Consider the following 26,138-nt stretch of genomic DNA (forward strand, 5'->3'; position numbering starts at 1 on the left):
GCCCCGATGGGCGAGAACCTCAAGGCGAAAGTGGCCGAGCTCTTCAACGAGCCCGGCTGCGCCACCAACCAGGCCAAGAGCGAGGCGGAGCGCAAGAAGGGCTGCGCCAGGCGGCTGACGCCGGGGGCCGCCGCCGGCGGCTGCGCCTTCGACGGGGCGAAGATCGCGCTGCAGCCGATCACCGACGCGGTGCATCTGGTGCACGGCCCGCTCGCCTGCGAGGGCAATGCCTGGGACGGGCGCAACGTGGCTTCCTCCGGGCCGAAGACCTACCGGCTCGGCATGACCACCGACATGTCGGAGCTTGATATCGTCATGGGCCATGGCGAGAAACGGCTTTGGGGGGCGATCCAAGAGGCGCTCGCCCGCTATCGCCCGCCGGCCATCTTCGTCTACGAGACCTGCGTGCCGGCGATGATCGGCGACGACATCGACGCGGTGTGCAAGCATGCCAGCGAAAAGCTCGGCACGCCCTGCATTCCCGTGCACGCGCCGGGCTTCGCCGGCTCGAAGAATCTCGGCAACAAGCTCGCCGGCGAGGCGCTCCTGGAGCATGTCATCGGCACGGTGGAGCCGGATAGGACGGGGCCGACGGACATCGCGATTCTCGGTGAGTTCAACCTTTCCGGCGAGCTGTGGCAGGTGAAGCCGCTCCTGGAAAAGCTCGGCATCCGGGTGCTTGCCTCCATCACCGGCGATGCGCGTTACCGCGAGGTGGCGAGCGCCCACCGGGCGCGGGTGACGATGGTGAGCTGCTCGGCCGCCTTCATCAACCTCGCCCGCAAGATGCAGGAGCGCTGGGGCATTCCCTATTTCGAGGGCAGCTTCTACGGCATCTCCGATACCTCCGAGGCGCTGCGGACGCTGGCGCGGATGCTGGTGGAAAGGGGGGCGCCGGCCGATCTCGGCGAGCGCGCCGAGGCGCTGATTGAAGCCGAGGAGGCGCGCGCCTGGCGGCGGATTGAGCCCTACCGCGCGGCGCTCGCCGGCAAGCGGGTGCTTCTTTACACCGGCGGGGTGAAATCTTGGTCGATCGTCTCCGCGCTGCAGGAGATCGGCATGGTCGTCGTCGCCACCTCGGTGAGGAAATCGACGGAGGGCGACAAGGCGCGCATCACCGACTTGATGGAGGACCCGCAGATGGTCGGCGCCGTGCCGGCGCGGGAGATGTACCAGCGCCTCAAACGCGGCGAGGCCGACATCCTCCTTTCCGGCGGCAAGTCGCAGTTTTCCGCGCTGAAGGCCAAGGTGCCCTGGCTCGACATCAACCAGGAGCGCCACCAGGCCTATGCCGGCTATGACGGCATGGCGAACCTCGTCGCGGAACTGGCGCGCTCGCTCACCAACCCGGTCTGGGAGGATGTCCGCCGCCCGGCGCCCTGGGAGGCGGCGGGCGAGAAAGCCGCCGAGATAGCGCCGGCGCCCTTGCCGCAAAGCGCCTGAGGGGGAAGGAAAAATGGCCATTGTCGTCGCGCCGAAAAAGGACGTTTCCATCAATCCTTTGAAGAGCTCGGCGCCGCTCGGCGCGGCGCTCGCCTATCTCGGCATCGACGGGGCGGTGCCGCTGCTTCACGGGGCGCAGGGCTGCGCCTCCTTCGCGCTGACGCTGACGGTGCGGCACTTCAAGGAGGACATGCCGCTGCAAACCACCGGCATCGGCGAGGTGGAGACGGTGCTCGGCGGGGCGGAGAATTTGGAGGAGGCGCTTGTCAATGTCGCGGCGCGCATGCAGCCGGCCTTCATCGGCATCGCTTCCACGGCGCTGATGGAAACGCGCGGCGAGGATTTCGCCGCCGATCTCGCCGCCATCCTGCGGCGGCGGCGCGAGCTCGACCGCACCGCCGTCGTCATGGCTGCAACGCCCGACTATGCCGGGGCGCTGGAGGAGGGATGGTCGCGGGCGGTGACCGCCATCATGGAGAGCCTCGTCGTGCCCGGCGAGCGGCGGGGAAGGGCGGCGCGGCAGGTGAACGTGCTTGCCGGCGTGCACCAGACGGCGGCCGATATCGACGCGCTGAAGGCCACGATCGCCGCCTTCGGCCTTGTCCCGGTGGTGCTGCCGGACCTTTCCGGCTCGCTCGACGGGCATGTGAACGAGGCCTTCTCGCCGACCACCTCCGGCGGCACGGCGCTTGCCGACATCGCCGATCTCGGCGAGGCGCTCGCCACCATCGCCATCGGCGAGCATATGCGCCCGGCGGCCGAGGCGCTGGAAGGGCTGACCGGGGTGCCTTCGCGGCTCTTCGCCAGCCTGACCGGCCTTGAGCCGGCGGACGCGCTCATCGCCCATCTGTCGAAGCTCTCCGGGCAGGAGGCGCCGCCGGAGATAAAGCGCCAGCGCAGCCAGCTTCTCGACGCCATGCTCGACTGCCATTTCTTCCTCGGCGGCAGGCGCATCGCCATTGCCGCCGATCCGGACCTTCTGACGGCCATGGCCTTCTTCCTCGCCGGGCTCGGGGCAAAGATCGTCACGGCCGTGACGACGAGTTCGCATTCGCCGCTTCTGGCGTCGCTTCCCTGCGAGGAGGTCGTCGTCGGCGACCTCATGGATCTGGAGGAAAGGGCCGGCGCGGCGGGGGCGGAGATGATCGTCACCCACAGCCATGGCAGGCAGGCCGCCGAGCGGCTTGGCGTCAAGCATCTGCGCATGGGCTTTCCCATCTTCGACCGGCTCGGCGTGCAGCACCGCACGAGCCTTGGCTATGCCGGCACGCGCCAGCTTCTCTACGAGGTGGCGAATATGTTCCTCGCCGATATCGGCGAGGCGAGGCCGGAGGATTTTGCGGCCGCCGAGGTGCCGGCGGTCACGCTTCAGGAGGGCCGCCATGCTGGCGCGACATTTGCAGCTGGTTGAGGAGGGCGTGGGGCAGGCGGGCGCGGGGGAGCCGAAACTGCGCGTTGCCATCGCCACGCAGGACATGAAAAGCCTCAACGCTCATTTCGGCTCGGCGCGGAAACTCGCCATCTACGAGGTGACGGCGCGGGACAGCCGTTTCGTGGCGGCGGCCGCCTTCGAGGAGGTTGCCGACGAGAGCGGCGCCCACCGCCAGGAGGGCGAGGACCGGATCGCCCCGAAGGTGGAGGCGCTCGCCGGCTGCCATCTCCTCTTCTGCCTCGCCATCGGCGGGCCATCGGCGGCCAAGGTCATCAACGCGCGCATCCATCCGGTGAAGCTGCCGGCGCCGGAGCCGATCGAGGAGGTGATCGCGCGCGTGCAGCAGATGATGGCGGGAACGCCGCCGCCCTGGCTGCGCAAGGCGATGGGCGCGGCGGCGCCGCGCAAGTTGGATTTCCTCCAGGGCGAGGGGTGAGGGCGATGGCGGCCGAGACCGTGGCGCGGCAGGTGATGGACGACGCGCAGGCGCTCTCCACGCCGTTCATCCGGGCGCTGGCGGCGCTTCTGCGCGCCGACGACACCTATGGCGTCTGGGAGGACAAGCCCGATAGCGAGCTGCTTGGCGATTATGTCGTCACGGCCGAGGCGCGGCGCCAGATCCCGATCATCGGCGACCCGGACCCCGACCAGGTGGAACGGGTGGAGAAATTCTACCGCGCCGTCGGCCTCGCCCTGGAGCGCGAGACCGGGCTGATGGCGACGCCGATGATGAGCCTGCATTACGAGGGCTTCGGCCGGGTGATCGTGACGACCGGCAAGCTCGTCGTTCTCGCCAGATCGCTGCGCGACGTGCACCGCTTCGGCTTTTCAAGCCTTGCGGCGCTGGCGGAGGCGGGGACGAAGCTGGTGGAGGAGGCGCGGCGCGAGATGGCCGCCTATCCGCAGGTGGCGCGCGCCTGAGAGGTGAAGACAAGGGCGCGGGGGCGCCCGACGAGCAGGGGCCCAACAAGCAAGCGGCCCGAAAAGCAAGGGGCCCGACAAGCGAGGGGATGACGAAATGGCAGGGTTTGCGACGCGCGACGGGCGGCCATGGGTGCCGGAATATCTGACGGCGATCGACCCGAAGGTCTGCATCGGCTGCGGGCGCTGCTTCAAGGTCTGCGCCCGCGCCGTGATGACGCTACGCGGCGTCACCGAGGACGGCGATTTCGTCGATATGGATGACGAGGACGAGGAGGAGCTGGAGCGCAAGGTGATGGTGATCGCCGATGGCGGCAATTGCATCGGTTGCGGCGCCTGCTACCGCGTCTGTCCCACCGGCGCGCAGACGCATGCGCCGGAGAGCCTGGCGGCCTGAGGATGCAGCCGGTCGAGACCTACGACCGGCTGATGGCGGGGCGCGGCGGCGCGGCGGATCGCTTCGATTGCCATGTCGCCGCCTCGGTCCTCGCCCTTGCCGGCGCAGAGGAAGGGGGGCTCTGCGCCGGCTCGGGGCTTGCGGGAGGCGAACTCGCCTTTTTCGTCGAGGCGCTGTTCGCCGATGCGGGCTGGCTGCTGGAGCCGATAGCGGCGTGCGAAGCGCCGGAACGCGGCGAGGAGGAGGCCTCGCTTCTTCACCTCTTGCAGCGCTTTGCCACCGGGCGCTCGGCGCTGGAGCCTTATTTCGCGGCGATGGTGGCGCGCCGGGCGCAGCGGCCAAACCATCTGTGGCAGGATCTCGGCCTTCAAAGCCGCGACGAGCTCGGCCTCTTGATGCGGCGGCACTTCGCGCCGCTGGCGGCGCGCAACCACCAGGATATGAAGTGGAAGAAATTCTTCTACCGGACGATCTGCGCCGATGCGGCCTACGCCCTGTGCACGGCGCCCTCCTGCTCCGAATGCTGCGATTTCGAGGCCTGCTTCGGCGAGGAGACGGGCGAGAGCCTTCTCGCGCGCACCCGCCGCGCGGCCGAGGCGGCGATCTGAGCGGCGTCTCCGACCGGCCTGTCGGCTTTGCGACAATGGGAAGAAGCCGACATTGGCGGGCGCTGTCGAGCCCCGCCTTTTCAATCACTTAGCGACTGGCACGGCCCTTGCTCCGTCTCTGCCGGAAGGAGCCTTGCCATGATCCATCTCACCGAGACGGCCGCATCGGCGCTGCGGCAAGCGATTGAAGGGGCCGAGCATCCCGTGGAGGGCCTGCGCCTGATGGTGGAGGTCGGCGGCTGCGCCGGCTTCAAATACATGATGGGGCTGGTGGCATCCGGCGAGCCCGAAGACGCCGTCTTTGAGAGCGGGGGCATCCGCCTCTTCGTCGACGAGGAGAGCCTGCCGCATCTTGCCGGCACGACGGTCGATTTCGTCTCCAGCCTGGAAGGCGCCGGCTTCACCTTCGACAATCCGCAGGCGGCCTGGAGCTGCGCCTGCGGCAAGTCCTTCGGCTGAGGGAGGCGGCGATGTCGCAGACCCAGTTGAAGCGCGCTGGCGCGCCGCGTCCGGGAGAAAGCCGGACAGCGCCGCGGCGCACGATTCTTGTCCCGCTTTCTTCCGTACAACGTAGCGAGGGCTCCCGCACCGGCAGGCCGGAGGCCGCCGCCGTGGCGCCGGCCGCGCCGGAGCGGGAAGAAATGCGCGCGGAAAAATTCCGGCGCGTGGAGGCGGCGCTTGCGGAAATCCGACCCTATCTCGCCCGCGACGGCGGCGATTGCCGGCTCGTCGATGTTCAGGGCAACAAGGTCTTCATCGCGCTGACGGGCGCCTGCATCGGCTGCCAGCTCGCCTCCGTCACCGTGGGCGGCATCCAGATGAAGCTGATGGCAAGGCTCGGCGTGCCCGTGCGCGTCGTCCCCGTCAAGGCGGAGGGCTGAGATGTCGGCAAAGGTCCACAAACGCTCCGTCTATCTCGACGCCAACGCCACGACGCGGGTCGATCCGCTCGTCCTTGAAGCGATGCTGCCCTTCTACGGCGGCGATTTCGGCAATCCCTCCTCGCCGCACGCGCTGGGCGCGCCGGCCAAGGCGGCGATCGCCCGGGCAAGGGCCGCCCTCGGCGCGCTGATCGGGGCGGAGGAGGGGGAGATCGTCTTCACCTCCGGCGGCACGGAGGCCAACAACACCGCCATCCTTTCCGCGCTGGCGACGGCGGATGGGCGCGACGAGATCGTCACCTCCGCCGTGGAGCATCCGGCGGTGCTGGCACTCGCGGCCCATCTTGCCCGCGAGCGCGGCGTGACGGTGCGTGTCATCCCGGTCGACGGCAAGGGCCGGCTCGACATCGAGGCCTACAAAGCCGCGCTCGGACCAAAGACAGCGATCGCTTCCATCATGTGGGCGAACAACGAGACGGGCGCGATCTTTCCCATCGAGGAGCTTGCCGATCTCGCCCATGAGGCGGGCGCTCTTTTCCACAGCGACGCGGTGCAGGCGGTGGGAAGGCTGCCGCTCAGGGTCTCGGCCGCGGGCGTCGATTTTCTGTCGCTGTCGGCGCACAAGCTGCACGGGCCGAAGGGCGTCGGCGCGCTCTATGTGCGCAAGGGCGCGCCGTTCTCGCCGCTGATGCGCGGCGGGCGGCAGGAGCGGGGGCGGCGGGCCGGCACGGAGAACGTGCCGGGCATCGTCGGCCTTGGCGCTGCCGCCAGCCTGGCGGCCTGGCACCTTTTTGCCGACGGCGAGCGCGTGCGCGGCCTGCGCGACCGGCTGGAGGCGGGGATCCTCGCCCGCTTTCCCGAGGCGCAGGTGCTCGGCGACACCGGCAACCGGCTCGCCAACACCTCGCTCATCGCCTTTGCCGACATCGACGCGGAGGCGCTGATTTCCCTTCTCGCCAAGGCCGGCATCGCCGCCTCGGGCGGGGCGGCCTGCGCCTCCGGCATGGCGGAGCCCTCGCATGTCCTCAAGGCGATGAGGCTGCCGGCGCGGCTTCTCTTCGGGGCGGTGCGCTTCTCCTTCTCGCGCGACAGCGACGAGGCCGATGTGGAACGTGCGCTGGAGGTTCTGCCGGAGGTGATGGAAAAGCTCAGCGCGCCGCCGCCGCTCCGCCAGACCGTCCCGGCCGCGCGGCCCGCCGAACCTCTCACCGAGGAGGCGTGAATGCTCGCCCAACTGCCGCGCGTCGTCGTCAACGACACCACCCTGCGCGACGGCGAACAGGCGCCCGGCGTCGCCTTTTCGCTTCAGGAGAAGCTTCAGATCGCGCTCGCGCTGGAAGCCGCCGGCGTCGACGAGATCGAGGCCGGCACGCCGGCGATGGGCGAGGCGGAGATTGAGGCGATCGCCGCCATCGGCGCGGCGCTTTCAAGGGCGCGGGCGATCGCCTGGTGCCGGATGACGCGCGCCGACGTCGATGCCGCGCTGAAGACAGGGCTCTCGGCCGTCAATCTCTCCGTGCCGCTGTCGGACCGGCAGATGGCGGTCAAGCTTCGTGCCGGCCGGGAAAAGGTGCTGGCGCAGATCGGCGAGGTCGTCGCCTATGCCAGAGAGGCGGGGCTTGACGTCGCCGTGGGCGGCGAGGATGCAAGCCGCGCCGAGCCCGATTTCGTCCTCTCCGCGCTCTGTGCGGCCGAGGCGGCCGGCGCAAGGCGCTTCCGCTTTGCCGATACGGTCGGCATTCTCGATCCCTTCGCCGCAAGGGCCATCTTCGAGCGGCTGCGCGCCGTCTCCGATCTGGAGCTGGAATTTCACGGCCACGACGATCTCGGCCTTGCCACGGCCAATACGCTGGCGGCGGTCCTCGGCGGGGCGCGGCATGTGTCGGTCTGCGTGCTGGGGCTCGGCGAGCGCGCCGGCAATGCGCCGCTGGAGGCGGTGGCGGCGGCGATCGAGCATAGGACGGGCCTGCGCACCGGGCTCGATCCGGCGCGGCTGCCGGCGCTGGCCGAGCTCGTCGCGGCCGCGGCGAGACGGCCGATCCCGGCCGGCACGCCCATCGTCGGCGCGGCGGCCTTCACCCACGAATCCGGCATCCATGTCTGCGGCCTGTTGCGCGATCCGGCGACCTATGAGGGCATCGACCCGGCCCGTTTCGGGCGCCAGCGCGCCATCGTGCTCGGCAAGCATTCCGGCATGGCGGCGATGCGCCATGCGCTGGCGACGCTCGGCATCGCGGCGGAAGAGGCGGAGGCGGTGAGACTCCTTGAATGCGTGCGCCGGCGGGCCGCGGAGACGAAGGCGGCGCTGGCGATTGCCGAAATCGCCGCGCTCTTTGCCGAGATGCGCGCCGAGGCCGGGGCGCTTGCCGGCGAAACGGAGGTGCTTCCCGGCGATGCGGAGCCGGTGGCATGAGCATTTTGGAACGGCTGCGCGCTCTCTCCGCCGCGGAGGAGTTCTTCGCCGAGCTCGGCGTTGCCTACGACCCTCAGCTCCTGGCCGTCGCCCGCCTGCATATCCTGAAGCGCATGGGCGAATACCTTGCCGCCGAGACGCTGGAGGGCTTGCCGGAGGCAAAGGCCGAGGCGGCGCTAAGGGCGCATCTTCGGCGCGCCTACGACGATTTCGCCTGCTCCTCGCCGCTTCAGGAGCGCGTCTTCAAGGTGCTGAAGGAGGCCGGCGGCGAAAGGCCGGCGACACGGCGGCCCTTCGTGCCGCTTTCCAGCCTGACGGAGGGGCGGCAATGAGCGCCCTGTCGGCTTTGCGACATTGCAGTCGGGTTTGCGCGCTGCGGGCGCTTCGCGAAAACGAAGCGATTTCAATGTCTTGGTCGGGTGCGGCGATTGGCACGCCGTTTGCTGCGGTCCGCTTGAGGCCGCGCCGGAAAGAAGCCGGCGCCAAGCGAGGGTGAGAGCCGATGCATATCGTCGTTTGCATCAAGCAGGTGCCGGACAGCGCGCAGATTCGCGTGCATCCGGTGACCAACACCATCATGCGCCAGGGCGTGCCGACGATCATCAATCCCTACGATCTCTTCGCCCTGGAGGAGGCGCTTCGCCTGTGCGACAGGCTCGGCGGCGAGGTCACGGTGCTGACCATGGGCCCGCCGATGGCCGAGGACAGCCTTCGAAAGGCGCTGACCTTCGGCGCGGAGCGGGGCGTGCTTTTGACCGACCGGTTCTTTGCCGGCTCCGACACCTTGGCGACGAGCTATGCGCTCTCTTGTGCGATCAAGAAGATCGGCGAGGCATGGGGACCGGTCAGCGTGGTCTTCGCCGGCAAGCAGACCATCGACGGCGACACGGCGCAGGTCGGGCCGGGCATCGCCACGCGGCTGCAGCTCAACCAGCTCACCTATGTCGCCAAGATCAACGAGATCGACGAGGAGGCCGGCACCGTGGAGGTGGAGCGGCGCGCGGAGGGCGGCGTGCAGGTGCTTTCCACCAGGCTGCCGGTGCTCGTCACCATGCTGGAAGGCTGCAACGAGATGCGCCGCGGCTCGCTGACCCATGCGCTGCGGGCGGCGAGCGCCGACATCACCGTGTGGAACGCGGAAGCGGCCGGCGTGCCCGATGTCGGGAGCTGCGGGCTGCGCGGCTCGCCGACGGTGGTGAAGCGCGTCTTCGCGCCGACGCCGCGGGCGGAGAAGGCGGAGGAGATCGGCCGGGCCGGCATGTCGCACGAGGAGCTGGCGGAAGCGGCCATCGACGAGCTTTTCGCCCGCCACCCGACGATCGAGGCGGACCTCAGAGACTTCGCCGCCACCAGCCAGGAGGAATGGCGATGAGCGCCAAGCCGAGCCCGCCCCCCGCCGCCGGCCGCGCCGGGATGAGGAAGGAGCTGCCGGAGCATTTCAAGGCCTACCGGCATGTCTGGGTGTTCGTGGAATACGAGCACGGGGCCATCCATCCGGTGTCGCTGGAGCTTCTGGGCGAGGGGCGCAAGCTCGCCGACAAGCTCGGCGTGGAGCTTGCCGGCATCCTTATCGGCGGGACGCGCGAGGCGCTGCTTGCGGCGGCCGGCGAATGCTTCGAGCACGGCGCGGACAGCGCCTATCTCGTCGCCGACAAGGTGCTGGAGCATTACCGCAACCAGCCCTACACCAAGGCGCTGACGGATCTCGTCAACACCTACAAGCCGGAGATCCTGCTTCTGGGCGCCACCACGCTCGGGCGCGACCTTGCCGGCTCCGTCGCCACGACGCTCGCCACCGGGCTGACGGCCGACTGCACCGAACTCGCCATCGACGAGGAGCGCTCGCTGGCGGCGACGCGCCCGACCTTCGGCGGCTCGCTTCTGTGCACCATCCACACGCTCAACTTCCGCCCGCAGATGGCGACGGTGCGCCCGCGCGTCATGGCGATGCCGAAGCGCGAGGCGGGCCGCACCGGGCAGATCGTCGAGCATCCGCTGAACATGGCGGAGGAGGAGATCGTCACCAAGGTGGTGCGCTTCCTCGCCGACCGCGATTCCAACAAGGCGCAGCTCGCCTATGCCGATATCGTCGTCGCCGGCGGGCTCGGCCTGCGCTCGGCGGAGAATTTCCAGCTGGTGAAGGATCTGGCGAGGGTTCTCGGAGCCGAATACGGCGGCTCGCGGCCGCTGGTACAGAAGGGCTGGATCACCGCCGACCGGCAGATCGGCCAGACCGGCAAGACCATCCGCCCCAAGCTCTATATCGCCGCCGGCATTTCCGGCGCCATCCAGCACCGCGTCGGGGTGGAGGGGGCCGACATGATCCTCGCCATCAACACCGATGCGGGCGCGCCGATCCTCGATTTCGCGCATCTGGCCATCGTCGCCGACGCGCTGGAAGTGCTGCCGGCGCTGACGCGCGCCTTTTCCCGCCGCCTCTCGGTCAACCGCCTCGCCGGATAGGAGCAAGCCCATGGTGGAAGAACGCTTCGATGCCATCGTCGTCGGCGCCGGCCCCGCCGGCAACGCCGCCGCCTACACCATGGCCAAGGAAGGGCTGAAGGTCCTGCAATTGGAGCGCGGCGAATATCCCGGCTCCAAGAACGTGCAAGGCGCCATTCTCTACGCCGACGCGCTGGAAAAGCTCATCGCGAACTTTCGCGAGGACGCGCCCCTGGAGCGGCATGTCATCGAGCAGCGGCTGTGGATGCTGGACGACCGCTCCTATACCGGCATGCATTACCGCTCCGACGACTTCAACGAGGAAAAGCCCAACCGCTACACCATCATCCGCGCCCAGTTCGACAAATGGTTCAGCCAGAAGGTGCGCGAGGCGGGTGCCACCGTCATCTGCGAGACGACGGTCAAGGACCTCATCCGCAACACCAAGGGCAGGGTCATCGGGGTACAGACCGACCGTGAGGAAGGGACGGTGATGGCCGACGTGGTGGTGCTCGCCGAAGGCGTCAACGGCCTCGTCGGCCAGCGCGCGGGGCTGCGCGAGGAGCTGAAGCCGGACACCGTGGCGCTGGCGGTGAAGGAGATGCACTTCCTGCCGAGCGACGTGATCGAGGCGCGCTTCAACCTCAAAGGCGACGAGGGCGTCGTCATCGAGGCGATGGGCACCGTCACCTCCGGCATGACCGGCACGGCCTTTCTCTATACCAACCAGGAATCGATTTCCGTCGGCATTGGCTGCCTCGTCTGCGACTTTAAGGAGAGCGGCGAAGCGCCTTACGCGCTTTTGGAAAAATTCAAGGCGCATCCGGCGATCCGGCCGCTTCTGGAAGGCTCGGAGGTGAAGGAATACGCCGCCCATCTCATTCCCGAAGGCGGCTACGACGCCATTCCCGAGCTCTATGGCGACGGCTGGGTGATCGTCGGCGATGCCGGCCAGTTCGTGAATGCGGCGCATCGCGAAGGCTCCAACCTCGCCATGACGACCGGGCGCATCGCCGGCGAGACCATCGTCCGGCTGAAGCGCACGCGCCAGGATTTCACCGCCGCCGAGCTTTCCCTCTACGCCAAGCGGCTGGAGGAGAGCTTCGTGTTGAAGGACCTGAAGAAGTACCGGCGCCTGCCGGGCTTCTTGCACGGCAACAAGGAAAGGCTCTTCGGGCTCTATCCGCAGCTCCTTTCCAAGGCGGCGCAGACCTGGCTGCGTGTCGACGGAACCGACAAGCGCGCCAAGGAGAAGGAGATCTGGGCCGCCTTCCGGCAAAGCCGCGGCCTCAAGGGCCTTCTCGGCGACGCCTATCGGCTGGCGCGGGCTTGGCGATAGGGCTTGGCGATAGGGCAGGGCGATGAGAAATCTTGAGAGGGCGAAGCGATGAGAACGGCGGGCGATCCGGCCGGCACGGCCGGCACGACAGCGAAACGGGAAACGGCGCGGGGCGCCAGGACGGAGGAGAGCGGCGTGAAGGTGGAGGAAAAGCTCTATCACAACCGCTTCGTGGTCGATGCGGGCCGGCCGCATGTGAAGGTGAAGCCACACGACATGCCCTCAGAGGCGCTGCTGGCCCTCACGCGCATCTGCCCGGCCGGCTGCTACGCCCTTAACGACAAGGGGCAGGTGGAAGTGACGCCCGACGGCTGCATGGAATGCGGCACCTGCCGCATCGTCTGCGCCGATACCGGCGACATCGAATGGAACTATCCGCGCGGCGGCTTCGGCATCCTGTTCAAGTTCGGATAGGGGCGACATCCGCCGCGCAACTGGCGAGCGTGGCCGGGGGCGCCCATATCGACGGCATGCGCGATCAAGCCGCCGCTAAGGAAAAGCGCTCCGCCTTCGCCGTGCCGCAGGGCGTCAGGGTCTACGCCTTCGGCGACATCCACGGCCGCTTCGACCTTTTGCGGCCGCTCTACGAGGCCGTGGAGGCCGACCTTGCGGCGCGGCCGGTCGGCCGGAGCGTCGAAATCTTCCTCGGCGATTATGTCGACCGCGGGCCGGCCTCGCGGCAGGTGCTGGAATTCCTCGCCGCCGGCGAGCCGGTCTGCGACGAGCGGCTTTGCCTGAAAGGCAATCACGAGGCGATGTTCCTGCAAGTCCTGGAAGAGCCGGAGCTCCTGCCTTACTGGATGAGCCAGGGCGGGGCGGCGACCATCCTTTCCTTCGGCGTGGCGACCCCCAGGGATGCAAGGCGCGAGACGCTTCTTGCCTGCCGCGACGCGCTCACAGAGGCAATCGGGCCGGGGCTGCGCGCCTTTGTGGAAAATCTCAGCCTGATGGAGCGGATCGGCGACTATCTCTTCGTGCATGCCGGCATCGATCCGGCGCGCCCGCTCACGGCGCAGCGCGAGGAGGATCTCGTCTGGATCCGCGAGCCCTTCCTTTCCAGCGAGGCGGATTTCGGCGTCTGCGTCGTGCATGGCCACACGCCGGTGCGCCAGGTGGAGGCGCGGGCGAACCGCATCGACATCGATACCGGCGCGTTCGCCACCGATATTCTTTCCTGTCTCGTCCTCGAGGGCCGCTCGCGGCGGCTTCTCGCCACCAAGGGCGGGTGAGACGCCTCAGGCGAGGATGACGATGCCGATGACGGCGGCGGCGCAGAGCGACATCTGCACGGAGGCGGTGCGCGACAGGCAGTTGTTGTAATCGTGCGGCAGGCGCGCGGCGCGAAAGCAGCGCTCGGCCTTGAGCGCGACCGGAGTGGCGAGAAGGCCGAGAAGGGCGCCGGGAAAGCCGAGCGCGGCGAGGGGGAAGAGCGCCACAAAGCTCGCCGCCAGAAGCAGCGCGTAGAGCCGCGTCGCGCCATGCGGGCCGACGCGGATCGCCAGGGTCTGGCGGCCGGCGAGGTGGTCGCTCTCGCGGTCGCGGGTGTTGTTGACGAGAAGGACGGCGGCCGCCGGAAAGCCGATGACGAGCCCGAAAACGAGGGCCGGCAAATCGAACCAGCCGGTCTGCAGATAGAAGCTGCCGGCAACGGCGACGAGGCCGAAGAAGGTGATGACGAAGGCCTCGCCCCAGGGGCTGCGCGAGATCGGCCAGGGGCCGGAGGAATAGGCGTAGCCGGCAACCAGCGACAGGATGCCGATGGCGAGGATGGGCAGGCCGCCGACGGCGACGAGATAGATGCCGCCGAGGGCGGCGAGAGCGAAGGCGACATGGGCGGCGGTGAAGACCTCGCGGGCGCTCGCCCAGCCCTTCTGGGTGATGCGGGGCGGGCCGGCGCGGTCCGCCTGGTCGGTGCCGTTGAGGGCGTCGGCGGCGTCGTTGTTGAGGTTGGTGCCGACCTGAATGGCGATGGCGGCAAGCAGCGTCACCAGCGCCACGGCAGGATCAAGCCGGCTTGTCTCGGCGAAGGCGAGCGCCAGGCCCGCCAGCACCGGCGAGACCGACAGGCTCAGCGTGTGCGGGCGGATGGCGTGCCACCAGATGACAAGGGAGGAGGGTCTTTCTGCCGTCATGGACCTGTTCATAGCCGAAGCCTCGCGTTGGCGCCGAATCCCGTTTGCACCTTTCCTCTTGGAAAGATCGAGCCTTGCCGGCCCGCGCGTTGATATCGAGGCGCGCAAGGCGCCGGTCAACGGACATCGTGTCCCGGCCGTCCCGGCGGCAAAGGCGCGGCACGCCGGGCTTTTCGCCTGGCGCGAGGCTCAACTCAGGCGGCCATGCGCCTTCAGATAGGCGATGATCGCCTCGGCGAGCTCCTCCGGCTCGCCGGAAGTGGTGTCGAGGCGAATTTCCGCTCTCTCCGGCGGCTCGTAGGGCGAATCGATGCCGGTGAAATTCTTCAGCTTGCCGGCGCGGGCCTTGGCGTAGAGGCCCTTCGGATCGCGCTTTTCGGCGACTTCGATCGGCGTGTCGACGAAGACCTCCACGAATTCGCCCTCGGCGACGAGATCGCGCGCCATGCGGCGCTCGGAGCGGAAGGGCGAGATGAAGGAGACGAGCACGATGAGGCCGGCATCGCTCATCAGCTTGGCGGTCTCCGCGACGCGGCGGATATTCTCCACCCGGTCGGCGTCGGTGAAGCCGAGATCGCGGTTGAGGCCGTGGCGCACATTGTCGCCGTCGAGCGTGATGGTGTGGCGGCCGGCGGCGTAGAGCTTCTTCTCCACCCAGTTGGCGACGGTCGATTTGCCGGCGCCTGAAAGGCCGGTGAACCAGAGGATGGTCGGCTTCTGGTTCTTCAGCCGCGCGCGCGCCTCGCGGTCGATATCGAGCGACTGCCAGTGGATGTTGGCGGCGCGGCGCAGGGAGAACTCCACCATGCCGGCGGCGACCGTGGCATGGCTGAAACGGTCGATGAGCACGAAGCTGCCGGTCTCCCGGTTGTCCGCATAGGGATCGAAGGCGAGCGGCTGCGCCAGCGACAGGTTGGCAAAGCCGATCTCGTTGAGCTCCAGCACCTTGCCGGCCGTCTCCTCCAGCGTGTCGACGGAAACATGGTGCTTGAGCTCGCTCACCTGGGCGGAGACGGTGCGGCCGGCGGCCTTCAGCCAATAGGGCCGGCCGGGCAGGAGAGGCTCCTCCGACATCCAGACGAGATGGGCGGCGATCTGATCGGTGACCTCCGGGCGCGCCTCGGGCGCCACGAGGACGTCGCCGCGGGCGATGTCGATCTCGTCCTCAAGGCGCAGCATCACCGACTGGCCGGCGCGCGCCTCCTTTAGCGGCGTCTCGCCAAGGCCGATGGCGGCGATGCGGCTTGCACGGCCGGAAGCTGCGACGACGATCTCGTCGCCCGCCTTGAGGCGGCCGGAGGCGAGCGTGCCGGCATAGCCGCGGAAACTGCGGTCCGGCCGGCATACCCATTGCACGGGAAAGCGCAGCGGCGCGCTCTCCGTTCCCGGCGCGGAAGGCGCCTGCTCCAGGAAGGGAACGAGGGCGGGGCCCTGCCACCAGGGCATGTTGGGGCTCGGCGCGGAGACGTTATCGCCCTCGCGCGCCGATAGTGGGATCGGGGTGATCGTCTGAAGTCGCGTGCGCCTGGCGAAGGCGCCGAATTCCTCCGCGATGCGAGCAAAGACGACCTCGTCGAAACCGACGACATCCATCTTGTTGACGGCCAGAACGACCTGGCGGATGCCCATCAGCGAGCAGATGAGGGCATGGCGGCGGGTCTGGCTCGACAGCCCCTTGGCGGCGTCGACGAGTAGGATGGCGAGCTCGGCGGTGGAGGCGCCGGTCGCCATGTTGCGGGTGTATTGCTCGTGGCCCGGCGTGTCGGCGACGATGAAGCGGCGCCGCGGCGTGGCGAAGAAACGCCAGGCGACGTCGATGGTGATGCCCTGTTCGCGCTCCGCCTCCAGGCCGTCGACGAGGAGGGCGAAATCGATGCCCTCGCCGGCGGTGCCGTGGCGGCGGCTGTCGCGCTCCAGATCGGCGATCTGGTCCGACAAAAGCAGCTTGCAATCGTAGAGAAGGCGGCCGATCAGCGTCGACTTGCCGTCGTCGACGGAGCCGCATGTGAGGATGCGCAACGTGTCGGGGGCGGCGAGCGTCTCGCCGCCGGTGCCGGTGAACGTTCGCGGCTCTTGCAGCGCCATCAGAAATAGCCCTCGCGTTTCTTGCGCTCCATGGAGGCGGAGGCCTCGCGGTCGATGGCGCGCCCGCCGCGCTCCGACTGGGTGGCGCCCATCGTCTCCAGGATCACCTCGGCGAGCGAAAAGGCCTTCGATTCCACCGCTCCGGTAAGGGGATAGCAGCCGAGGGTGCGAAACCGAATCAACCGCGTCTGAGGCTCCTCGCCGGGCATCAGACGCATGCGCGCGTCATCGACCATGATCCATTGGCCCTCGCGCCGCACCACCGGGCGCTCCTCGGCGAAATAGAGCGGCACGAGGGGAATGTTCTCGCGCTCGATATAGGTCCAGATGTCGAGCTCGGTCCAATTGGAGAGCGGGAAGACGCGGATCGATTCCCCCTCGTGGATCATGGTGTTGTAGAGGTGCCAGAGCTCCGGGCGCTGGTTGCGCGGGTCCCAGGCATGGCTCTTGGAGCGAAAGGAGAAGATGCGCTCCTTGGCGCGGGACTTCTCCTCGTCGCGGCGCGCGCCGCCGAAGGCGGCGTCGAAGCCGTGGTGGGAGAGCGCCTGCTTCAGGCCCTCCGTCTTCATCACGCGGGTGTAGTTGGCGCCGTGGTCGAAGGGGTTGAGGCCCGCGGCGACGCCCTCCTCGTTGACATGCACGATGAGGCGCATGCCGGCCTCTTGCGCCATCCGATCGCGGAAGGCGTACATGTCGCGGAACTTCCACGTGGTGTCGATGTGCATCAGCGGGAAGGGCGGCGGCGCCGGATAGAAGGCCTTGCGCGCCAGATGCAGCATGACGGAGGAATCCTTGCCGATCGAATAGAGCATCACCGGATGGCGGCATTCGGCCGCCACTTCGCGGATAATGTGAAGGCTTTCGGCCTCCAGCCGGTCGAGATGGGAAAGTCCGTGGGGCATGCGATCCTTCAGGCTTGTCCGGTGCCGCCGACTTGACGGGGAGGGGCGGGGGCGAAGCCGTCGCTGTGGCGCGGCCGCAAGGCATCGGGGCGGCCGAGGCTGTGATAGTCGAAACGATGCGGGGCGATCTCCTCCAGGGGGTAGATGTTGCGCAGATCGACCACGACGTTGCCGCGCATCAGCTCCGACAGCTTCGTCAGATTGAGGGCGCGGTACTCGTTCCATTCCGTCATGATGACGAGCGCGTCGGCGCCCTCGGCCGCCTCGTAGGGCGAGGCGCACCAGGTGAGGCTGGAGAGGATGGGCGCGGCGCTTTCCCTCGCTTCAGGGTCGTGGGCGCGGATGCTGGCGCCGGCCGCCTGCAGCGCCGGGATGAGGGTGAGGGCCGGGGCCTCGCGCACATCGTCGGTGTTCGGCTTGAAGGCGATGCCGAGGATGGCGATGGTGCGGCCTTCCACGCTGCCGCCCATGGCCGCGACGACGCGCTCGGCCATGGAGGCGATGCGCGTCTCGTTGAGCGATATCGTCGTCTCGATCAGCTTGACGGGGCTGCCGAGCCGGCGGGCGAGCGCGGCGAAGGCGCGCGTATCCTTGGGAAAGCAGGAGCCGCCATAGCCCGGACCGGGATGCAGGAACTTGGCGCCGATGCGGTTGTCGAGGCCGATGCCGCGGGCGATGTCCTGGACGTTGCCGCCGGCCGCCTCGCACAGATCGGCGATCTCGTTGATGAAGGTGATCTTCATGGCGAGGAAGGCGTTGGCGGCGTATTTGATGATCTCCGCATTCTCCAGCGAGGTGAAGACGATCGGCGTCTGGCGCAGGTTGAGCGGCCGGTAGAGCGTCTTCAGCGCCTGCTCGCCGCGCTCGTCCTCCACGCCGACGATGACGCGGTCGGGGCGCAGGAAGTCCTCGATCGCGGCGCCCTCGCGCAGGAACTCCGGATTGGCGGCGATGGAGAAATCCTTGTCCGGCGCCGCCTCGGCGATGATGCGCTTGACCTCGCGCGTGGTGCCGACGACGACGGTCGACTTGATCACCACGATGGTGCCGGGCCGCATGGCGGCGGCGACCTCGCGTGCCGCCGCGTAGACATAGGAAAGGTCGGCCTCGCCGTCGCCGCGGCGCGAGGGCGTGCCGACGGCGATGAAGACCACGTCCGCCTCTTCCACCGCGACCGCAAGGTCGGTGGAGAAGGTGAGGCGCGCCGCATTCTTGACCATGAGCTCCGACAGGCCGGGCTCGTAGATCGGCACCTCGCCGCGGTTGAGCGCCTCGATCTTGGCCGCGTCCTTGTCGACGCAGGTCACGTCGAAGCCGAATTCGGAAAAGCAGACGCCGGAGACAAGGCCGACATAGCCCGTCCCGATCATGGCAATGCGCATCATCTGGGCACCTATTTGAGGACGGCGCCCTTAAGACATGTCAGGCTTCTCATTGCAACGTTTGCGCGGCGCATGCGCAGGTGGCGCGGCGGCGCAAGCAACGAGAAAACGGGGCCGGCTGTGCCGACCCCGTCTATATTCATGACAGGCGTTGCCGCCGATCAGCGGGCCGCCGATCAGTGGCGGGCAAGCCAGGCGTCGATCTCGCGATCGGCCTCGTCCTTGGCAACGCCGTAGCGTTCCTGAATCTTGCCGGCGAGGGCTTCGCGGTTGCCCTGGATCTGGTCCAGCTCGTCATCGGTCAACTTGCCCCATTGTGAGCGGATGTTGCCCTTGAACTGCTTCCAGTTACCTTCCACGCGATCCCAATTCATCGCTGCTGTCCTCCGTTTCGTTGTGTTGCCAAACAAACGGTTCGCGAACGCCGCAGTTCCAAGAAGACGCCGAAAAGGCGGCGGCATTTCTATTCGCCAGCTAAACGTATAATGGGGAGCGTTGCTTACTCGATCTCCTCCTTAACCTGGGCGTAGGAGATCAACGCGAAGAGCGCCGTGCCGCCGAGGACGTTGCCGAGGAGCACCGGCAGGGTGAAGTCCCACAGCATCGTCAGAAGGCCGAGCTCGCCATGGGCGACGAGCAGGAAGGCCTCCACGCTGCCGGCGATGATATGGGTGAATTCGGCGGCGGCGATGAGATAGGTGATGGTCACGATCACCAGGAACTCGCTGCCCTTGGCGCTCGGCAGGATCCACACCAGGGCGGCGATGAGAAAGCCGCCGCCGATGCCGCGCACGAACATCTCCGCCCAGCTCTTGTCCATCATCTCGCGGCTGAGCTGAAGCATCGCCGCCAGCACGTCGGGCGCCGTGCCGGGCAGAACGGCGTTGAAGGCGGCGACGCCCATGGTGCCGACCATGTTGGCGAGGAAGACGACGGACCACAGGCGCAGCACGCCGAAAACGTTGACGCGGCTGAAATCGGCCGCGAGAGGCAGGATCGCCGCGATGGTGTTTTCGGTGAAGAGCTGCTGGCGGGCGAGGATGACGATGAGGAAGCCGACCGTGTAGCCGAAATTCTCCACCAGCGGCCGCCAGGGCGCCTCCGGCAGATGATGGCGCAGCACCGCCTCCGCCACCACCGAGAAGCCTATCGACAGGCCGGCCGCCAGCCCCGACCACCACAGCGATGAGACGGGACGCTCCAGCTCCTCCTCGCCCTCCTGGCGGACGACCTCGTAGATGGCCGGCACGGAAAGGCGCAGCCGCTCTTCCACTTCCCGCGCTTCGCGGTGGGTGAGGGCGGAGCCGCCATGGGCCCGCTGCTCGCGGCCGGCTGCGCGCTCGGCACGCTTTCTGGCGTTCGGGCGATGGCGTGGGTCGGCAGGATCCTCGGCCTGTGACCGGTTGGAGCCTTCAGTCATGGTCGCCTTTCTGTCGCAAGGTCCTCAAAATCGGCCGCAGCGCGCGCGCTTCAAGCCCCCGCTCCCGGCCGGGAAAGGAACCACGCGCCAAGCGGGGGCATTCTCGTCGGTAAAGGGAGATAGCCAAGATGACGCAACGCCATGACGGTCCCGGCGTTCCCACCGCCGCCGATTACGACGTCGGCGGCGATGCGGATGAGCCGGGCCTTTCCCAGCCCATCACGCTCGACGATATCGAAGCGCTCGCCCATAGCGCGCGCGGCAGCGCGAAAGAGCGCCGCCGGGCGCTCACAGGGATTGTCAATGAATTGGAGGTAAGGCGGTCGATGGACGTTTCGGGAGAGCTCGACCCGTTGCTTGCGCGCGGCCGCGAGCTTCTGGCGACGCTGTCGCGCGAATCGGCCGGCGAGGGCGGCCCTGAAGGGTTCGGATGGGCCCCGGAAGATCGGCCGCAGCGGCCCGATGAGATCCTGGAGAGAGACGATTTGGCCGGGGCGGAGGGCGATGGTGACGAAAAGCGCTTCAAGGACTCCAAAAAGCCAGATTTGTGAGGCCGGAAGGGTACATTGAAGCAATACGGAAAGGACCTGCCGCAAGGCTGAGACAGAATGATGGGTCAGCGTTTTTTCAAGGGTCAGCGCGTGGAATGGCGCTGGGGCGAGGGGCGGAGCAAGGGCCGCGTGATCGAGATCTATACCGCGCCCGTCAAGCGCAGCATCGAAGGCCACGCCATCACCCGCCCGGCCGATGAGGAGAACCCGGCATACCTCATCGAGCAGGACGACGAGAGCCGGGTCCTGAAATCCCAGAACGAACTCCTGCGCGTGCGCTGAGCGCAGGGGTAATGGCGCAACCGCATCCCGCCCCGGAGGCGTGCGAGGACGCAGAAGGGCGGGCGGCGCGGCCTCTCAAGCTCGCCCTCGTCCTCAACTGCGATTCAGGAACGCTGAAGGGCTGCGACCGCTCCACCGGCTATCGCATCGCCAGCATCTTCCAGGCCGCCGGCCATGATGTCCGTCTAAGCTGGGAGAGCGGGGCGCAGGCGATCCGGGCGGTTTCCGCCGCTTTCGCGCAGGACGGTATCGAGGCGGTCGTGGTGGGCGGAGGCGACGGCAGCGTCTCCTTCGCGGCCGGGGAGGCTTTCCGCCAGCAGAAGATGCTCGGCATCCTGCCCCTGGGCACGATGAACCTCTTCGCGCGCTCGCTCGGTATGCCACTCGATATGATGCAGGCCGCCGAGGCGCTGGCGCATGGTTGCCCGGAGAAGGTCGACATCGCCGAGGTCAATGGGCGGCCATTCGTGCACCATGTGACGCTCGGCCTGCACCCGAAGATGATCCGCCTGCGCGAGCAGCTTAATTACGGCTCGCGCCTCGGCAAGATCCTGGCGAGCGCCAGGGCGCTGCGCCTGGCGCTGCGCCGGCCGCCGCTCATCCGCGCGCGCATCGCCGCGCAGGGCGAGGAGAGACAGGTGACAACGGCGGTGATCCTCGTCAGCAACAACCCGCTCGGCGATGGGCATCTGCCCTATGCGGACGATCCGCGCGCGGCCCAGCTCGGCCTTTACGTGGCGACGTCGCGGCGCTGGACCGACCTTCTGGAGCTTGCCGCCGCCTTCGGCCTCGGGCGCCTCAGGGGGAGCGCCATCGTGGAGGAAAGGCACTTTGAGGCCCTCACCATCACCTTGCGGCAGGCGCAGGCCAGAGCCTCCGTCGACGGCGAGGTGGTGCGGCTGACATCCCCGCTCGCCATCCGCCAGCATCCGGCCGGGCTGCCGGTGCTGTGGCCGGCGGGCATCGCCGCGGAGCGAGCGCCGGAAACAGCGCCGCTCGCCAAAACGGCCTAGAAGCCTCTAATAGCGCGCCAGCGCGGCGACCGGACCGATCTCCTCGGCGGTCTCGCCGTCGAGGGAATAGACCGCCCCGCCGGCGTTGAGCGCGCTGACGGCGACGAAATCGATGAGGTCGCCGGCGCCCGGCGCCTCTCGCTCCAGCAGTTCGGTACGATGGCGGTCGCCGTCGTAGCGGCCCCAGAGATGGGCGCCCCGGGCGATGAACACCGCTTCCAGCCGGCCTTCCACCGCGGCGCGGGCGATGGCGTCGATATCGCGCATGGCGCCCTCGGCATTGGCGTCGCCGAGGCGGGCCCTCAGCCGCTCCAGCGCCTCGGCGCGCCCACTGTCGACATGCCGCTCCAGCATCGGCCAGGCAGCCTCGTGAAGCTGCGTCTCGCGCTTGGAGGCCGGATCGACGTTCAGATGCTCGGCGGCGACCTCGCGATAATGCAGCTTGGCGGCAAGATGGCCGAGCGTGCGCGGTTCGGCGGCCAGCATCAGGGGCTGCGCCCGGCCAGCCAGGTGGCGGTCGACGGCACGGGCGACTTCGCCGAGGTAGGAATCGAATTCCGCCTCGGCCTGCTCGTCCGGGCTGGGACCGAGGGAATGGTATTGCGGCACGCCGCTCGCCCCGCCGCCGCGGGCCGACGAGCCGGCGGCGTTGGCATGAAAGCCGACATTGCCCTCAAACTCGCTCATGCCACGGAACTTGTCGTAGCCGTCCGGCATGCCCTTTACCTCAACCGGGCGGATGTCGTGGCGGGTGAGGTCGTAGAGGCGGGCGAAGTCGCGCGTGACGCAGAGAAGATGGCCGGTGCCGGGATCGGCGAAGATGCGGATGAGCGGGCGCAGATGGAAGCGCTCGCCGATGAGGACGAGCTCCTCCACCTCGCCGGGCAGCTTGATCCAGTCGATGCCGCTCGCGTCGATGAGGACGGCGAGCGCCTGGTCCTGGTGCTGCCAGAAATCGAAATCCTCGATGCGAGCCTCGGCCTCGTCGGTGAGCTGTTTGATGGTGCGGCCGCCGACGCCCGCCTCCTCCAGAAGATCGCGCGCCCTGGTGAGGGCGTTCTTCAAGCGGATCGGGTTCTGCTGGGTCTCGGCCCCGCGCACTTCCATCGGCAGGTAGAGGCTGATCTTCGGAAAACCGGTGCGCTCGGCAAGCCGTCGGATCCAGTCGCTTTTCATTTTCGCTTCTCCTTGGCGCCGGCCTCGGTGGGGCCGGTCGCGTTTGGGTGACGCACAGGGGATGCTGATCTGGGAATGTGCGCCGCGCCCGTCCAGTTCCTTGCGCGCGATCGCTCGCGCCGGCGCTTTGCGCGTGATCCCCGCCGGCAAGAAATTTCGTTTTTCGCGCAACGCATTGTCGGTGGTGACGTTGACCGGCGAACGGGAGACGTTCGATGGCGAAAAACCACGGCAGCCAGGTCAAGGACGACGAGCTCTACGAGGAGCTGCGCGACAAGGGCCATTCCAAGGAGAAGGCGGCGCGCATCGCCAACGCGAAGGCCAACGCCGCACAGCACCCCTTCAAGAAGGGCGGCAAGAGCCCGGCCTACGAGGCGTGGTCCAAGGACGAGCTCTATCGGCGCGCCAAGGAGATCGGCATCAGGGGGCGCTCGCAGATGCACAAGGGCGCGCTCATCGACGCCATCCGTCATCACTAGAAACACGATCGGCCCCAGGGACGCGTCGTCGCAAGGCGCGGAAGGCGAAATGCCGCGCCACCCCATGCGGACCGACATCCCGTTCGGACGGTCCCGTCCGGCCACGCCAACCATGGAGATAAGATGACCCGGGAAGAGCTGAGCGAAGTCGAAGCCAAGCAGGCCGAAGAGCGCAAAACCAACCGCAACGCCCTTGTCTGGGGGATGGCTCTGGCCATCGTCGTGCTGGGCGGCGCGGCGCTCTGGTTCGCCATCTAGCCGGCTGCCCTGGCTTGCGTAAGTGCCCTCCGTGCAGGGCAAAACAGCGGGGGAAAGGCGGGCGGAGAGCCGCCGTGGGCGCCAAATTCCGCCTCATTTGTATTTGACAAGGCGCGATGAGTCATGGAAGCGAAAGGCTCGTAAACGTCCCGCTAACCACATTGATGCTACCTTTCGTTAAGCAGGGTGATTTTCCGGTGACGACAATTGCGCAGGGTGCCGATTGTGAAGACCGATTCCGGCCATCCGGTGGGACACGCCCGAACGCGCCTTTGCCTGCGTCGCGAGGCCCCGAAATACCGGGCCAGGAATTTTGCTTAGACGGAACAGAATCGCCTGCGTCGAAGTTAACCTCGAGCGGAGTTGAATTGATGGATCAATCGGACCGGGAGGGGAGCGGTCGCCCGCAGGAGGACACCATGTTTGCCGATGACGGCCACTACCGTGGCGCTCATTCGTTGATACAGAGTCAGATCGGAAAGCATCTGCGTGCCGCCTATGACGATGTGGTGAACGAGCCCGTCCCGCAGCGTTTTATCGAGCTTTTGGAGCAGCTAGAGCGCTCTTCGCAGAAGACACGCCGCAGCTAGCGCCCTATCTAACCCCACATGGAAGTATCCGAGGCACTGAGGCAGGAGCTCCTGTCCGCCATCCCGAATCTGCGCGCTTTCGCCGTATCCTTGTGCGGCAATGGCGAGCGGGCGGACGATCTCGTCCAGGAAACGCTGATGAAGGCCTGGGCGAAGTTCGACACCTTCCAGGAAGGCACCAATCTGCGCGCCTGGCTGTTCACCATCCTGCGCAACGAGTTCTATTCGCAGGTGCGCAAGAAGGGCCGGGAAGTGGAGGATGCGGAAGGCGCCTATGCGGCAAGGCTCGCCTCGCAGCCGGCGCAGACCGGGCATATGGACCTCAGAGACTTCCACACCGCGCTGTCGCAGCTTCCCGACGACCAGCGCGAGGCGCTGATCCTGGTCGGCGCCTCCGGCTTCTCCTACGAGGAGGCCGCCGAGATCTGCGAATGCGCCGTCGGCACGATCAAGAGCCGGGTCAGCCGGGCGCGCACGCGCCTGACGGAGATCCTCGCCCTGGAAGAGGGCGAGACCTATGGCGCCGATCCGATGTCGGCGACCGTCATCACCCGCAATTTCGGCTAGCGCTCGCTCCTCTTCCTCCCGCCGGCTGCCGGGCGTCTGAGACGCTCTGAAGCGCGATCGGGACGCTGCGCTTGCTGTCCGCCATTGCGCCGAAGCGCCATGCGCGGCCCGTCCATCGACCTGCGCTCGGTGACGGCGAGGCGCGGCGTGGCGATGGCGATGTGGAGACCCGCTGTCGCACGCCACGAAAGTTCGTGGAGGCTGCCTCGCTCGGTGGTAGTATATGGCGGCGGTGAAGCTGCTCCTTCATAGGCTCCCGCGCGGCGAATGTCGCTCTGAGCGGAGCCAAGCCGGATCAGATTTACCCATTTGCTATCGTGCCTTAACGAAACGGCCTGGCGAAGCGGTCGCGTATGGGAGGCAGCAAATGCGTCGAATCGCTATCGTTTGGCTGGGCGCTGCATGCGCGTTGAACGTGAATGCTCAGACGGTCGGAGGTGACCTCGCGGCTGTCGCCGAACCTCGCCAAGTGCCCGTCACCATCGACAATTTCGTGCGCGCCGCGACCGACATAGAGTTCGAGAAGTATGTCGTGCTCTCCGGCGGCGTGAACCGCTTCTATCACTTCCGCGAGCCGACCCCGGGCGACAATCAGCCGACGGTCAGCATGAACCGCGACACGCTCTACAGCACCGCGATCGTCGATATCAGCGAGGGTGCGAGCCTGACGCTGCCGGAGGTGGGCGAGCGCTACATGTCGGCGATGATCGTCAACCAGGATCACTACATCAACGAGGTTTTTCACGGCGGCGGCACCTATACGCTCAACATGGAGACCTTCGACACGCCGTATGTCGCCGTCTATCTGCGCGTCCTCGTGGACGCCACCGATCCCGACGATGTCGCCGAAGTCAACGCCATCCAGGACCGGATGGCGATCGAAGCCGCCTCGGCGAAGCCTTTCATCCTTCCGAACTACGACGAAGAGGCCTATGAACGCCTGGTGCGGGCCATCATCGACCTTGCACCGTTCGTTCCCGACAGCTCGCGCGCCTTCGGCGCGCGCGATCATGTCCTGCCGGTGCGCCATCTGATCGGCACTGCGGTCGGCTGGGGCGGCCTGCCCGAGGACGAGGCGCTCTATCTCGGCATGGAGCCAAGACTGCCGGTCGGCGAATACCGGATCGAGGTTCCCGCGGAGGTGCCGGTCGGCGCCTTCTGGTCGATCAGCCTCTACAATGCGCAACGCTTCTTCGAGCCGAACGACCTTGACGCCTACACCGTCAATTCGGTGATGGGCGCGCGCAACGCCGATGGCTCGATGACGGTGCATTTCGGTGGCTGCGACGACGGGCGGGTGAACTGCCTGCCCATCATGGAGGGGTGGAACTACACCGTGCGGCTCTACCAGCCCGGTCCCGAAATCCTCGACGGCAGCTGGAGCTTCCCCGAAGTCGAGCCGATGAACTGACAAGAAGGGATAGG

Annotated in this window: 31 protein-coding genes; 24 read left to right on the forward strand and 7 right to left on the reverse strand. The window is 67.6% G+C overall.

Translation table 11 applies throughout. The annotated features are described in order from the left end of the window. The first annotated feature begins 6 nt into the window (after positions 1–6). The 16 genes from nifE (at position 7) to Q331_RS0103885 (ending at position 13,105) form a co-directional block, all read left to right on the forward strand. Positions 7–1,443: a nitrogenase iron-molybdenum cofactor biosynthesis protein NifE gene (gene nifE / locus Q331_RS0103810; RefSeq protein WP_026379579.1), complete on the forward strand. Its 1,437-nt coding sequence runs from the start codon at positions 7–9 to the stop codon at positions 1,441–1,443. Positions 1,444–1,456: 13 nt separating this feature from the next. Next, a complete protein-coding gene (gene nifN, locus Q331_RS0103815; RefSeq protein WP_026379580.1) occupies positions 1,457–2,854 on the forward strand; it encodes a nitrogenase iron-molybdenum cofactor biosynthesis protein NifN in 1,398 nt (465 codons plus the stop codon). Further along, on the forward strand, positions 2,826–3,311 hold the full coding sequence (gene nifX, locus Q331_RS0103820) for a nitrogen fixation protein NifX (RefSeq protein WP_026379581.1): 486 nt from the start codon (positions 2,826–2,828) through the stop codon (positions 3,309–3,311). The genes nifN and nifX overlap by 29 nt, the downstream gene beginning before the upstream one ends. Before the next feature lie 5 nt (positions 3,312–3,316). Continuing rightward, on the forward strand, positions 3,317–3,796 hold the full coding sequence (locus Q331_RS0103825; protein ID WP_026379582.1) for a NifX-associated nitrogen fixation protein: 480 nt from the start codon (positions 3,317–3,319) through the stop codon (positions 3,794–3,796). Between the two features lie 97 nt (positions 3,797–3,893). Continuing rightward, positions 3,894–4,193 carry a ferredoxin III, nif-specific gene (fdxB, locus tag Q331_RS0103830; protein ID WP_026379583.1) on the forward strand — a complete coding sequence of 100 codons (300 nt, stop codon included), beginning with the start codon at positions 3,894–3,896 and terminating at the stop codon, positions 4,191–4,193. A gap of 2 nt (positions 4,194–4,195) precedes the next feature. Beyond that, the gene (locus tag Q331_RS0103835; RefSeq protein WP_026379584.1) at positions 4,196–4,801 is read left to right on the forward strand and encodes a nitrogen fixation protein NifQ; all 606 of its coding nucleotides are present in this window, start codon (positions 4,196–4,198) and stop codon (positions 4,799–4,801) included. A gap of 138 nt (positions 4,802–4,939) precedes the next feature. Further along, positions 4,940–5,260 carry a HesB/IscA family protein gene (locus Q331_RS0103840; protein WP_026379585.1) on the forward strand — a complete coding sequence of 107 codons (321 nt, stop codon included), beginning with the start codon at positions 4,940–4,942 and terminating at the stop codon, positions 5,258–5,260. Positions 5,261–5,442: 182 nt separating this feature from the next. Next, entirely contained in the window at positions 5,443–5,682 is a 240-nt protein-coding gene (locus tag Q331_RS24025; protein ID WP_210164900.1) for a NifU family protein, read from the forward strand. A gap of 1 nt (position 5,683) precedes the next feature. Beyond that, positions 5,684–6,904: an aminotransferase class V-fold PLP-dependent enzyme gene (locus tag Q331_RS0103850; RefSeq protein WP_026379586.1), complete on the forward strand. Its 1,221-nt coding sequence runs from the start codon at positions 5,684–5,686 to the stop codon at positions 6,902–6,904. Further along, positions 6,905–8,095, forward strand: coding sequence for a homocitrate synthase (nifV, locus tag Q331_RS0103855; protein WP_026379587.1), 1,191 nt, complete (start codon positions 6,905–6,907; stop codon positions 8,093–8,095). Next, positions 8,092–8,427 carry a nitrogenase stabilizing/protective protein NifW gene (gene nifW / locus Q331_RS0103860; RefSeq protein WP_026379588.1) on the forward strand — a complete coding sequence of 112 codons (336 nt, stop codon included), beginning with the start codon at positions 8,092–8,094 and terminating at the stop codon, positions 8,425–8,427. Before nifV ends, nifW begins: the two co-directional genes overlap by 4 nt. A 170-nt stretch (positions 8,428–8,597) precedes the next feature. Further along, positions 8,598–9,467 carry an electron transfer flavoprotein subunit beta/FixA family protein gene (locus Q331_RS0103865; RefSeq protein ID WP_026379589.1) on the forward strand — a complete coding sequence of 290 codons (870 nt, stop codon included), beginning with the start codon at positions 8,598–8,600 and terminating at the stop codon, positions 9,465–9,467. Continuing rightward, positions 9,458–10,558, forward strand: a complete 1,101-nt coding sequence (locus tag Q331_RS0103870; protein WP_026379590.1) for an electron transfer flavoprotein subunit alpha/FixB family protein — start codon at positions 9,458–9,460, stop codon at positions 10,556–10,558. Before Q331_RS0103865 ends, Q331_RS0103870 begins: the two co-directional genes overlap by 10 nt. A 10-nt stretch (positions 10,559–10,568) precedes the next feature. Beyond that, positions 10,569–11,876: an FAD-dependent oxidoreductase gene (locus Q331_RS0103875; RefSeq protein WP_026379591.1), complete on the forward strand. Its 1,308-nt coding sequence runs from the start codon at positions 10,569–10,571 to the stop codon at positions 11,874–11,876. 135 nt (positions 11,877–12,011) lie between these two features. Continuing rightward, entirely contained in the window at positions 12,012–12,290 is a 279-nt protein-coding gene (locus Q331_RS0103880) for a ferredoxin family protein (protein WP_026379592.1), read from the forward strand. Positions 12,291–12,346: 56 nt separating this feature from the next. Then, positions 12,347–13,105: a metallophosphoesterase family protein gene (locus tag Q331_RS0103885; RefSeq protein ID WP_051630552.1), complete on the forward strand. Its 759-nt coding sequence runs from the start codon at positions 12,347–12,349 to the stop codon at positions 13,103–13,105. 6 nt (positions 13,106–13,111) lie between these two features. Here Q331_RS0103885 and menA read toward each other — a convergent pair whose 3' ends face one another. The 6 genes from menA to Q331_RS0103920 all read right to left on the reverse strand — a co-directional run bounded on the left by menA (position 13,112) and on the right by Q331_RS0103920 (position 19,797). Beyond that, positions 13,112–14,008: a 1,4-dihydroxy-2-naphthoate octaprenyltransferase gene (menA, locus tag Q331_RS0103890; RefSeq protein WP_026379594.1), complete on the reverse strand. Its 897-nt coding sequence runs from the start codon at positions 14,006–14,008 to the stop codon at positions 13,112–13,114. A 189-nt stretch (positions 14,009–14,197) separates the two neighbouring features. Further along, positions 14,198–16,093: an adenylyl-sulfate kinase gene (gene cysC / locus Q331_RS0103900; RefSeq protein WP_026379596.1), complete on the reverse strand. Its 1,896-nt coding sequence runs from the start codon at positions 16,091–16,093 to the stop codon at positions 14,198–14,200. Beyond that, positions 16,093–16,995 carry a sulfate adenylyltransferase subunit CysD gene (gene cysD, locus Q331_RS0103905; protein ID WP_034490939.1) on the reverse strand — a complete coding sequence of 301 codons (903 nt, stop codon included), beginning with the start codon at positions 16,993–16,995 and terminating at the stop codon, positions 16,093–16,095. The genes cysC and cysD overlap by 1 nt, the downstream gene beginning before the upstream one ends. An 8-nt stretch (positions 16,996–17,003) precedes the next feature. Next, on the reverse strand, positions 17,004–18,377 hold the full coding sequence (locus Q331_RS19870) for a UDP-glucose dehydrogenase family protein (protein ID WP_084174731.1): 1,374 nt from the start codon (positions 18,375–18,377) through the stop codon (positions 17,004–17,006). Positions 18,378–18,553: 176 nt separating this feature from the next. Then, the gene (locus Q331_RS0103915; RefSeq protein ID WP_026379598.1) at positions 18,554–18,751 is read right to left on the reverse strand and encodes a CsbD family protein; all 198 of its coding nucleotides are present in this window, start codon (positions 18,749–18,751) and stop codon (positions 18,554–18,556) included. Between the two features lie 125 nt (positions 18,752–18,876). After that, positions 18,877–19,797, reverse strand: a complete 921-nt coding sequence (locus Q331_RS0103920) for a formate/nitrite transporter family protein (protein ID WP_026379599.1) — start codon at positions 19,795–19,797, stop codon at positions 18,877–18,879. A 128-nt stretch (positions 19,798–19,925) separates the two neighbouring features. Here Q331_RS0103920 and Q331_RS0103925 point away from each other — a divergent pair, with 128 nt between their 5' ends. Genes Q331_RS0103925 through Q331_RS19875 form a run of 3 tightly spaced genes read left to right on the forward strand, consistent with a single transcriptional unit; the run spans position 19,926 to position 21,643 of the window. Continuing rightward, positions 19,926–20,348, forward strand: a complete 423-nt coding sequence (locus Q331_RS0103925; protein WP_026379600.1) for a hypothetical protein — start codon at positions 19,926–19,928, stop codon at positions 20,346–20,348. A gap of 60 nt (positions 20,349–20,408) precedes the next feature. Further along, entirely contained in the window at positions 20,409–20,630 is a 222-nt protein-coding gene (locus Q331_RS0103930; protein ID WP_026379601.1) for a hypervirulence associated TUDOR domain-containing protein, read from the forward strand. Positions 20,631–20,641: 11 nt separating this feature from the next. Continuing rightward, entirely contained in the window at positions 20,642–21,643 is a 1,002-nt protein-coding gene (locus Q331_RS19875; RefSeq protein WP_051630518.1) for a diacylglycerol/lipid kinase family protein, read from the forward strand. Positions 21,644–21,649: 6 nt separating this feature from the next. On the opposite strand, the gene Q331_RS0103940 is transcribed toward Q331_RS19875, so the two are convergent. Next, a complete protein-coding gene (locus tag Q331_RS0103940; protein ID WP_026379602.1) occupies positions 21,650–22,819 on the reverse strand; it encodes a baeRF3 domain-containing protein in 1,170 nt (389 codons plus the stop codon). A 215-nt stretch (positions 22,820–23,034) separates the two neighbouring features. Here Q331_RS0103940 and Q331_RS0103945 point away from each other — a divergent pair, with 215 nt between their 5' ends. From Q331_RS0103945 to Q331_RS0103965, 5 genes are all read left to right on the forward strand, one after another. Continuing rightward, the gene (locus Q331_RS0103945) at positions 23,035–23,298 is read left to right on the forward strand and encodes a DUF7218 family protein (RefSeq protein WP_026379603.1); all 264 of its coding nucleotides are present in this window, start codon (positions 23,035–23,037) and stop codon (positions 23,296–23,298) included. Positions 23,299–23,421: 123 nt separating this feature from the next. Beyond that, complete coding sequence (locus tag Q331_RS24265; RefSeq protein ID WP_281173883.1) at positions 23,422–23,556, forward strand: hypothetical protein; 135 nt, start codon at positions 23,422–23,424, stop codon at positions 23,554–23,556. 371 nt (positions 23,557–23,927) lie between these two features. Further along, positions 23,928–24,146 carry a NepR family anti-sigma factor gene (locus tag Q331_RS23880; RefSeq protein WP_034490941.1) on the forward strand — a complete coding sequence of 73 codons (219 nt, stop codon included), beginning with the start codon at positions 23,928–23,930 and terminating at the stop codon, positions 24,144–24,146. A gap of 18 nt (positions 24,147–24,164) precedes the next feature. Continuing rightward, positions 24,165–24,713 carry a sigma-70 family RNA polymerase sigma factor gene (locus tag Q331_RS0103960; protein ID WP_026379604.1) on the forward strand — a complete coding sequence of 183 codons (549 nt, stop codon included), beginning with the start codon at positions 24,165–24,167 and terminating at the stop codon, positions 24,711–24,713. Between the two features lie 469 nt (positions 24,714–25,182). Beyond that, positions 25,183–26,124: a DUF1214 domain-containing protein gene (locus tag Q331_RS0103965; protein WP_210164901.1), complete on the forward strand. Its 942-nt coding sequence runs from the start codon at positions 25,183–25,185 to the stop codon at positions 26,122–26,124. Positions 26,125–26,138: the final 14 nt, after the last annotated feature.

It is taken from the genome of Afifella pfennigii DSM 17143 (assembly GCF_000688515.1).
Classification (GTDB): Bacteria; Pseudomonadota; Alphaproteobacteria; order Rhizobiales; family Afifellaceae; genus Afifella; species Afifella pfennigii.

Bases quoted from the DNA above. Each gene is read 5' to 3' on its own strand.
- nifE (WP_026379579.1), top strand. From the start codon at position 7: ATGGGCGAGAACCTCAAGGCGAAAGTGGCCGAGCTCTTCAACGAGCCC.
- nifV (WP_026379587.1), top strand. From the start codon at position 6,905: ATGCTCGCCCAACTGCCGCGCGTCGTCGTCAACGACACCACCCTGCGC.
- fdxB (WP_026379583.1), top strand. From the start codon at position 3,894: ATGGCAGGGTTTGCGACGCGCGACGGGCGGCCATGGGTGCCGGAATAT.
- Q331_RS0103875 (WP_026379591.1), top strand. From the start codon at position 10,569: ATGGTGGAAGAACGCTTCGATGCCATCGTCGTCGGCGCCGGCCCCGCC.
- Q331_RS0103840 (WP_026379585.1), top strand. From the start codon at position 4,940: ATGATCCATCTCACCGAGACGGCCGCATCGGCGCTGCGGCAAGCGATT.
- menA (WP_026379594.1), bottom strand. From the start codon at position 14,008: ATGACGGCAGAAAGACCCTCCTCCCTTGTCATCTGGTGGCACGCCATC.
- Q331_RS0103835 (WP_026379584.1), top strand. From the start codon at position 4,196: ATGCAGCCGGTCGAGACCTACGACCGGCTGATGGCGGGGCGCGGCGGC.
- Q331_RS19870 (WP_084174731.1), bottom strand. From the start codon at position 18,377: ATGCGCATTGCCATGATCGGGACGGGCTATGTCGGCCTTGTCTCCGGC.
- Q331_RS0103865 (WP_026379589.1), top strand. From the start codon at position 8,598: ATGCATATCGTCGTTTGCATCAAGCAGGTGCCGGACAGCGCGCAGATT.
- Q331_RS0103885 (WP_051630552.1), top strand. From the start codon at position 12,347: ATGCGCGATCAAGCCGCCGCTAAGGAAAAGCGCTCCGCCTTCGCCGTG.
- nifN (WP_026379580.1), top strand. From the start codon at position 1,457: ATGGCCATTGTCGTCGCGCCGAAAAAGGACGTTTCCATCAATCCTTTG.
- Q331_RS0103915 (WP_026379598.1), bottom strand. From the start codon at position 18,751: ATGAATTGGGATCGCGTGGAAGGTAACTGGAAGCAGTTCAAGGGCAAC.
- cysD (WP_034490939.1), bottom strand. From the start codon at position 16,995: ATGCCCCACGGACTTTCCCATCTCGACCGGCTGGAGGCCGAAAGCCTT.
- Q331_RS0103870 (WP_026379590.1), top strand. From the start codon at position 9,458: ATGGCGATGAGCGCCAAGCCGAGCCCGCCCCCCGCCGCCGGCCGCGCC.
- nifX (WP_026379581.1), top strand. From the start codon at position 2,826: ATGCTGGCGCGACATTTGCAGCTGGTTGAGGAGGGCGTGGGGCAGGCG.
- Q331_RS24025 (WP_210164900.1), top strand. From the start codon at position 5,443: ATGCGCGCGGAAAAATTCCGGCGCGTGGAGGCGGCGCTTGCGGAAATC.
- Q331_RS0103945 (WP_026379603.1), top strand. From the start codon at position 23,035: ATGGCGAAAAACCACGGCAGCCAGGTCAAGGACGACGAGCTCTACGAG.
- Q331_RS19875 (WP_051630518.1), top strand. From the start codon at position 20,642: ATGGCGCAACCGCATCCCGCCCCGGAGGCGTGCGAGGACGCAGAAGGG.
- Q331_RS0103960 (WP_026379604.1), top strand. From the start codon at position 24,165: ATGGAAGTATCCGAGGCACTGAGGCAGGAGCTCCTGTCCGCCATCCCG.
- nifW (WP_026379588.1), top strand. From the start codon at position 8,092: ATGAGCATTTTGGAACGGCTGCGCGCTCTCTCCGCCGCGGAGGAGTTC.
- Q331_RS0103930 (WP_026379601.1), top strand. From the start codon at position 20,409: ATGGGTCAGCGTTTTTTCAAGGGTCAGCGCGTGGAATGGCGCTGGGGC.
- Q331_RS23880 (WP_034490941.1), top strand. From the start codon at position 23,928: ATGGATCAATCGGACCGGGAGGGGAGCGGTCGCCCGCAGGAGGACACC.
- Q331_RS0103925 (WP_026379600.1), top strand. From the start codon at position 19,926: ATGACGCAACGCCATGACGGTCCCGGCGTTCCCACCGCCGCCGATTAC.
- Q331_RS0103825 (WP_026379582.1), top strand. From the start codon at position 3,317: ATGGCGGCCGAGACCGTGGCGCGGCAGGTGATGGACGACGCGCAGGCG.
- Q331_RS0103850 (WP_026379586.1), top strand. From the start codon at position 5,684: ATGTCGGCAAAGGTCCACAAACGCTCCGTCTATCTCGACGCCAACGCC.
- cysC (WP_026379596.1), bottom strand. From the start codon at position 16,093: ATGGCGCTGCAAGAGCCGCGAACGTTCACCGGCACCGGCGGCGAGACG.
- Q331_RS24265 (WP_281173883.1), top strand. From the start codon at position 23,422: ATGACCCGGGAAGAGCTGAGCGAAGTCGAAGCCAAGCAGGCCGAAGAG.
- Q331_RS0103920 (WP_026379599.1), bottom strand. From the start codon at position 19,797: ATGACTGAAGGCTCCAACCGGTCACAGGCCGAGGATCCTGCCGACCCA.
- Q331_RS0103940 (WP_026379602.1), bottom strand. From the start codon at position 22,819: ATGAAAAGCGACTGGATCCGACGGCTTGCCGAGCGCACCGGTTTTCCG.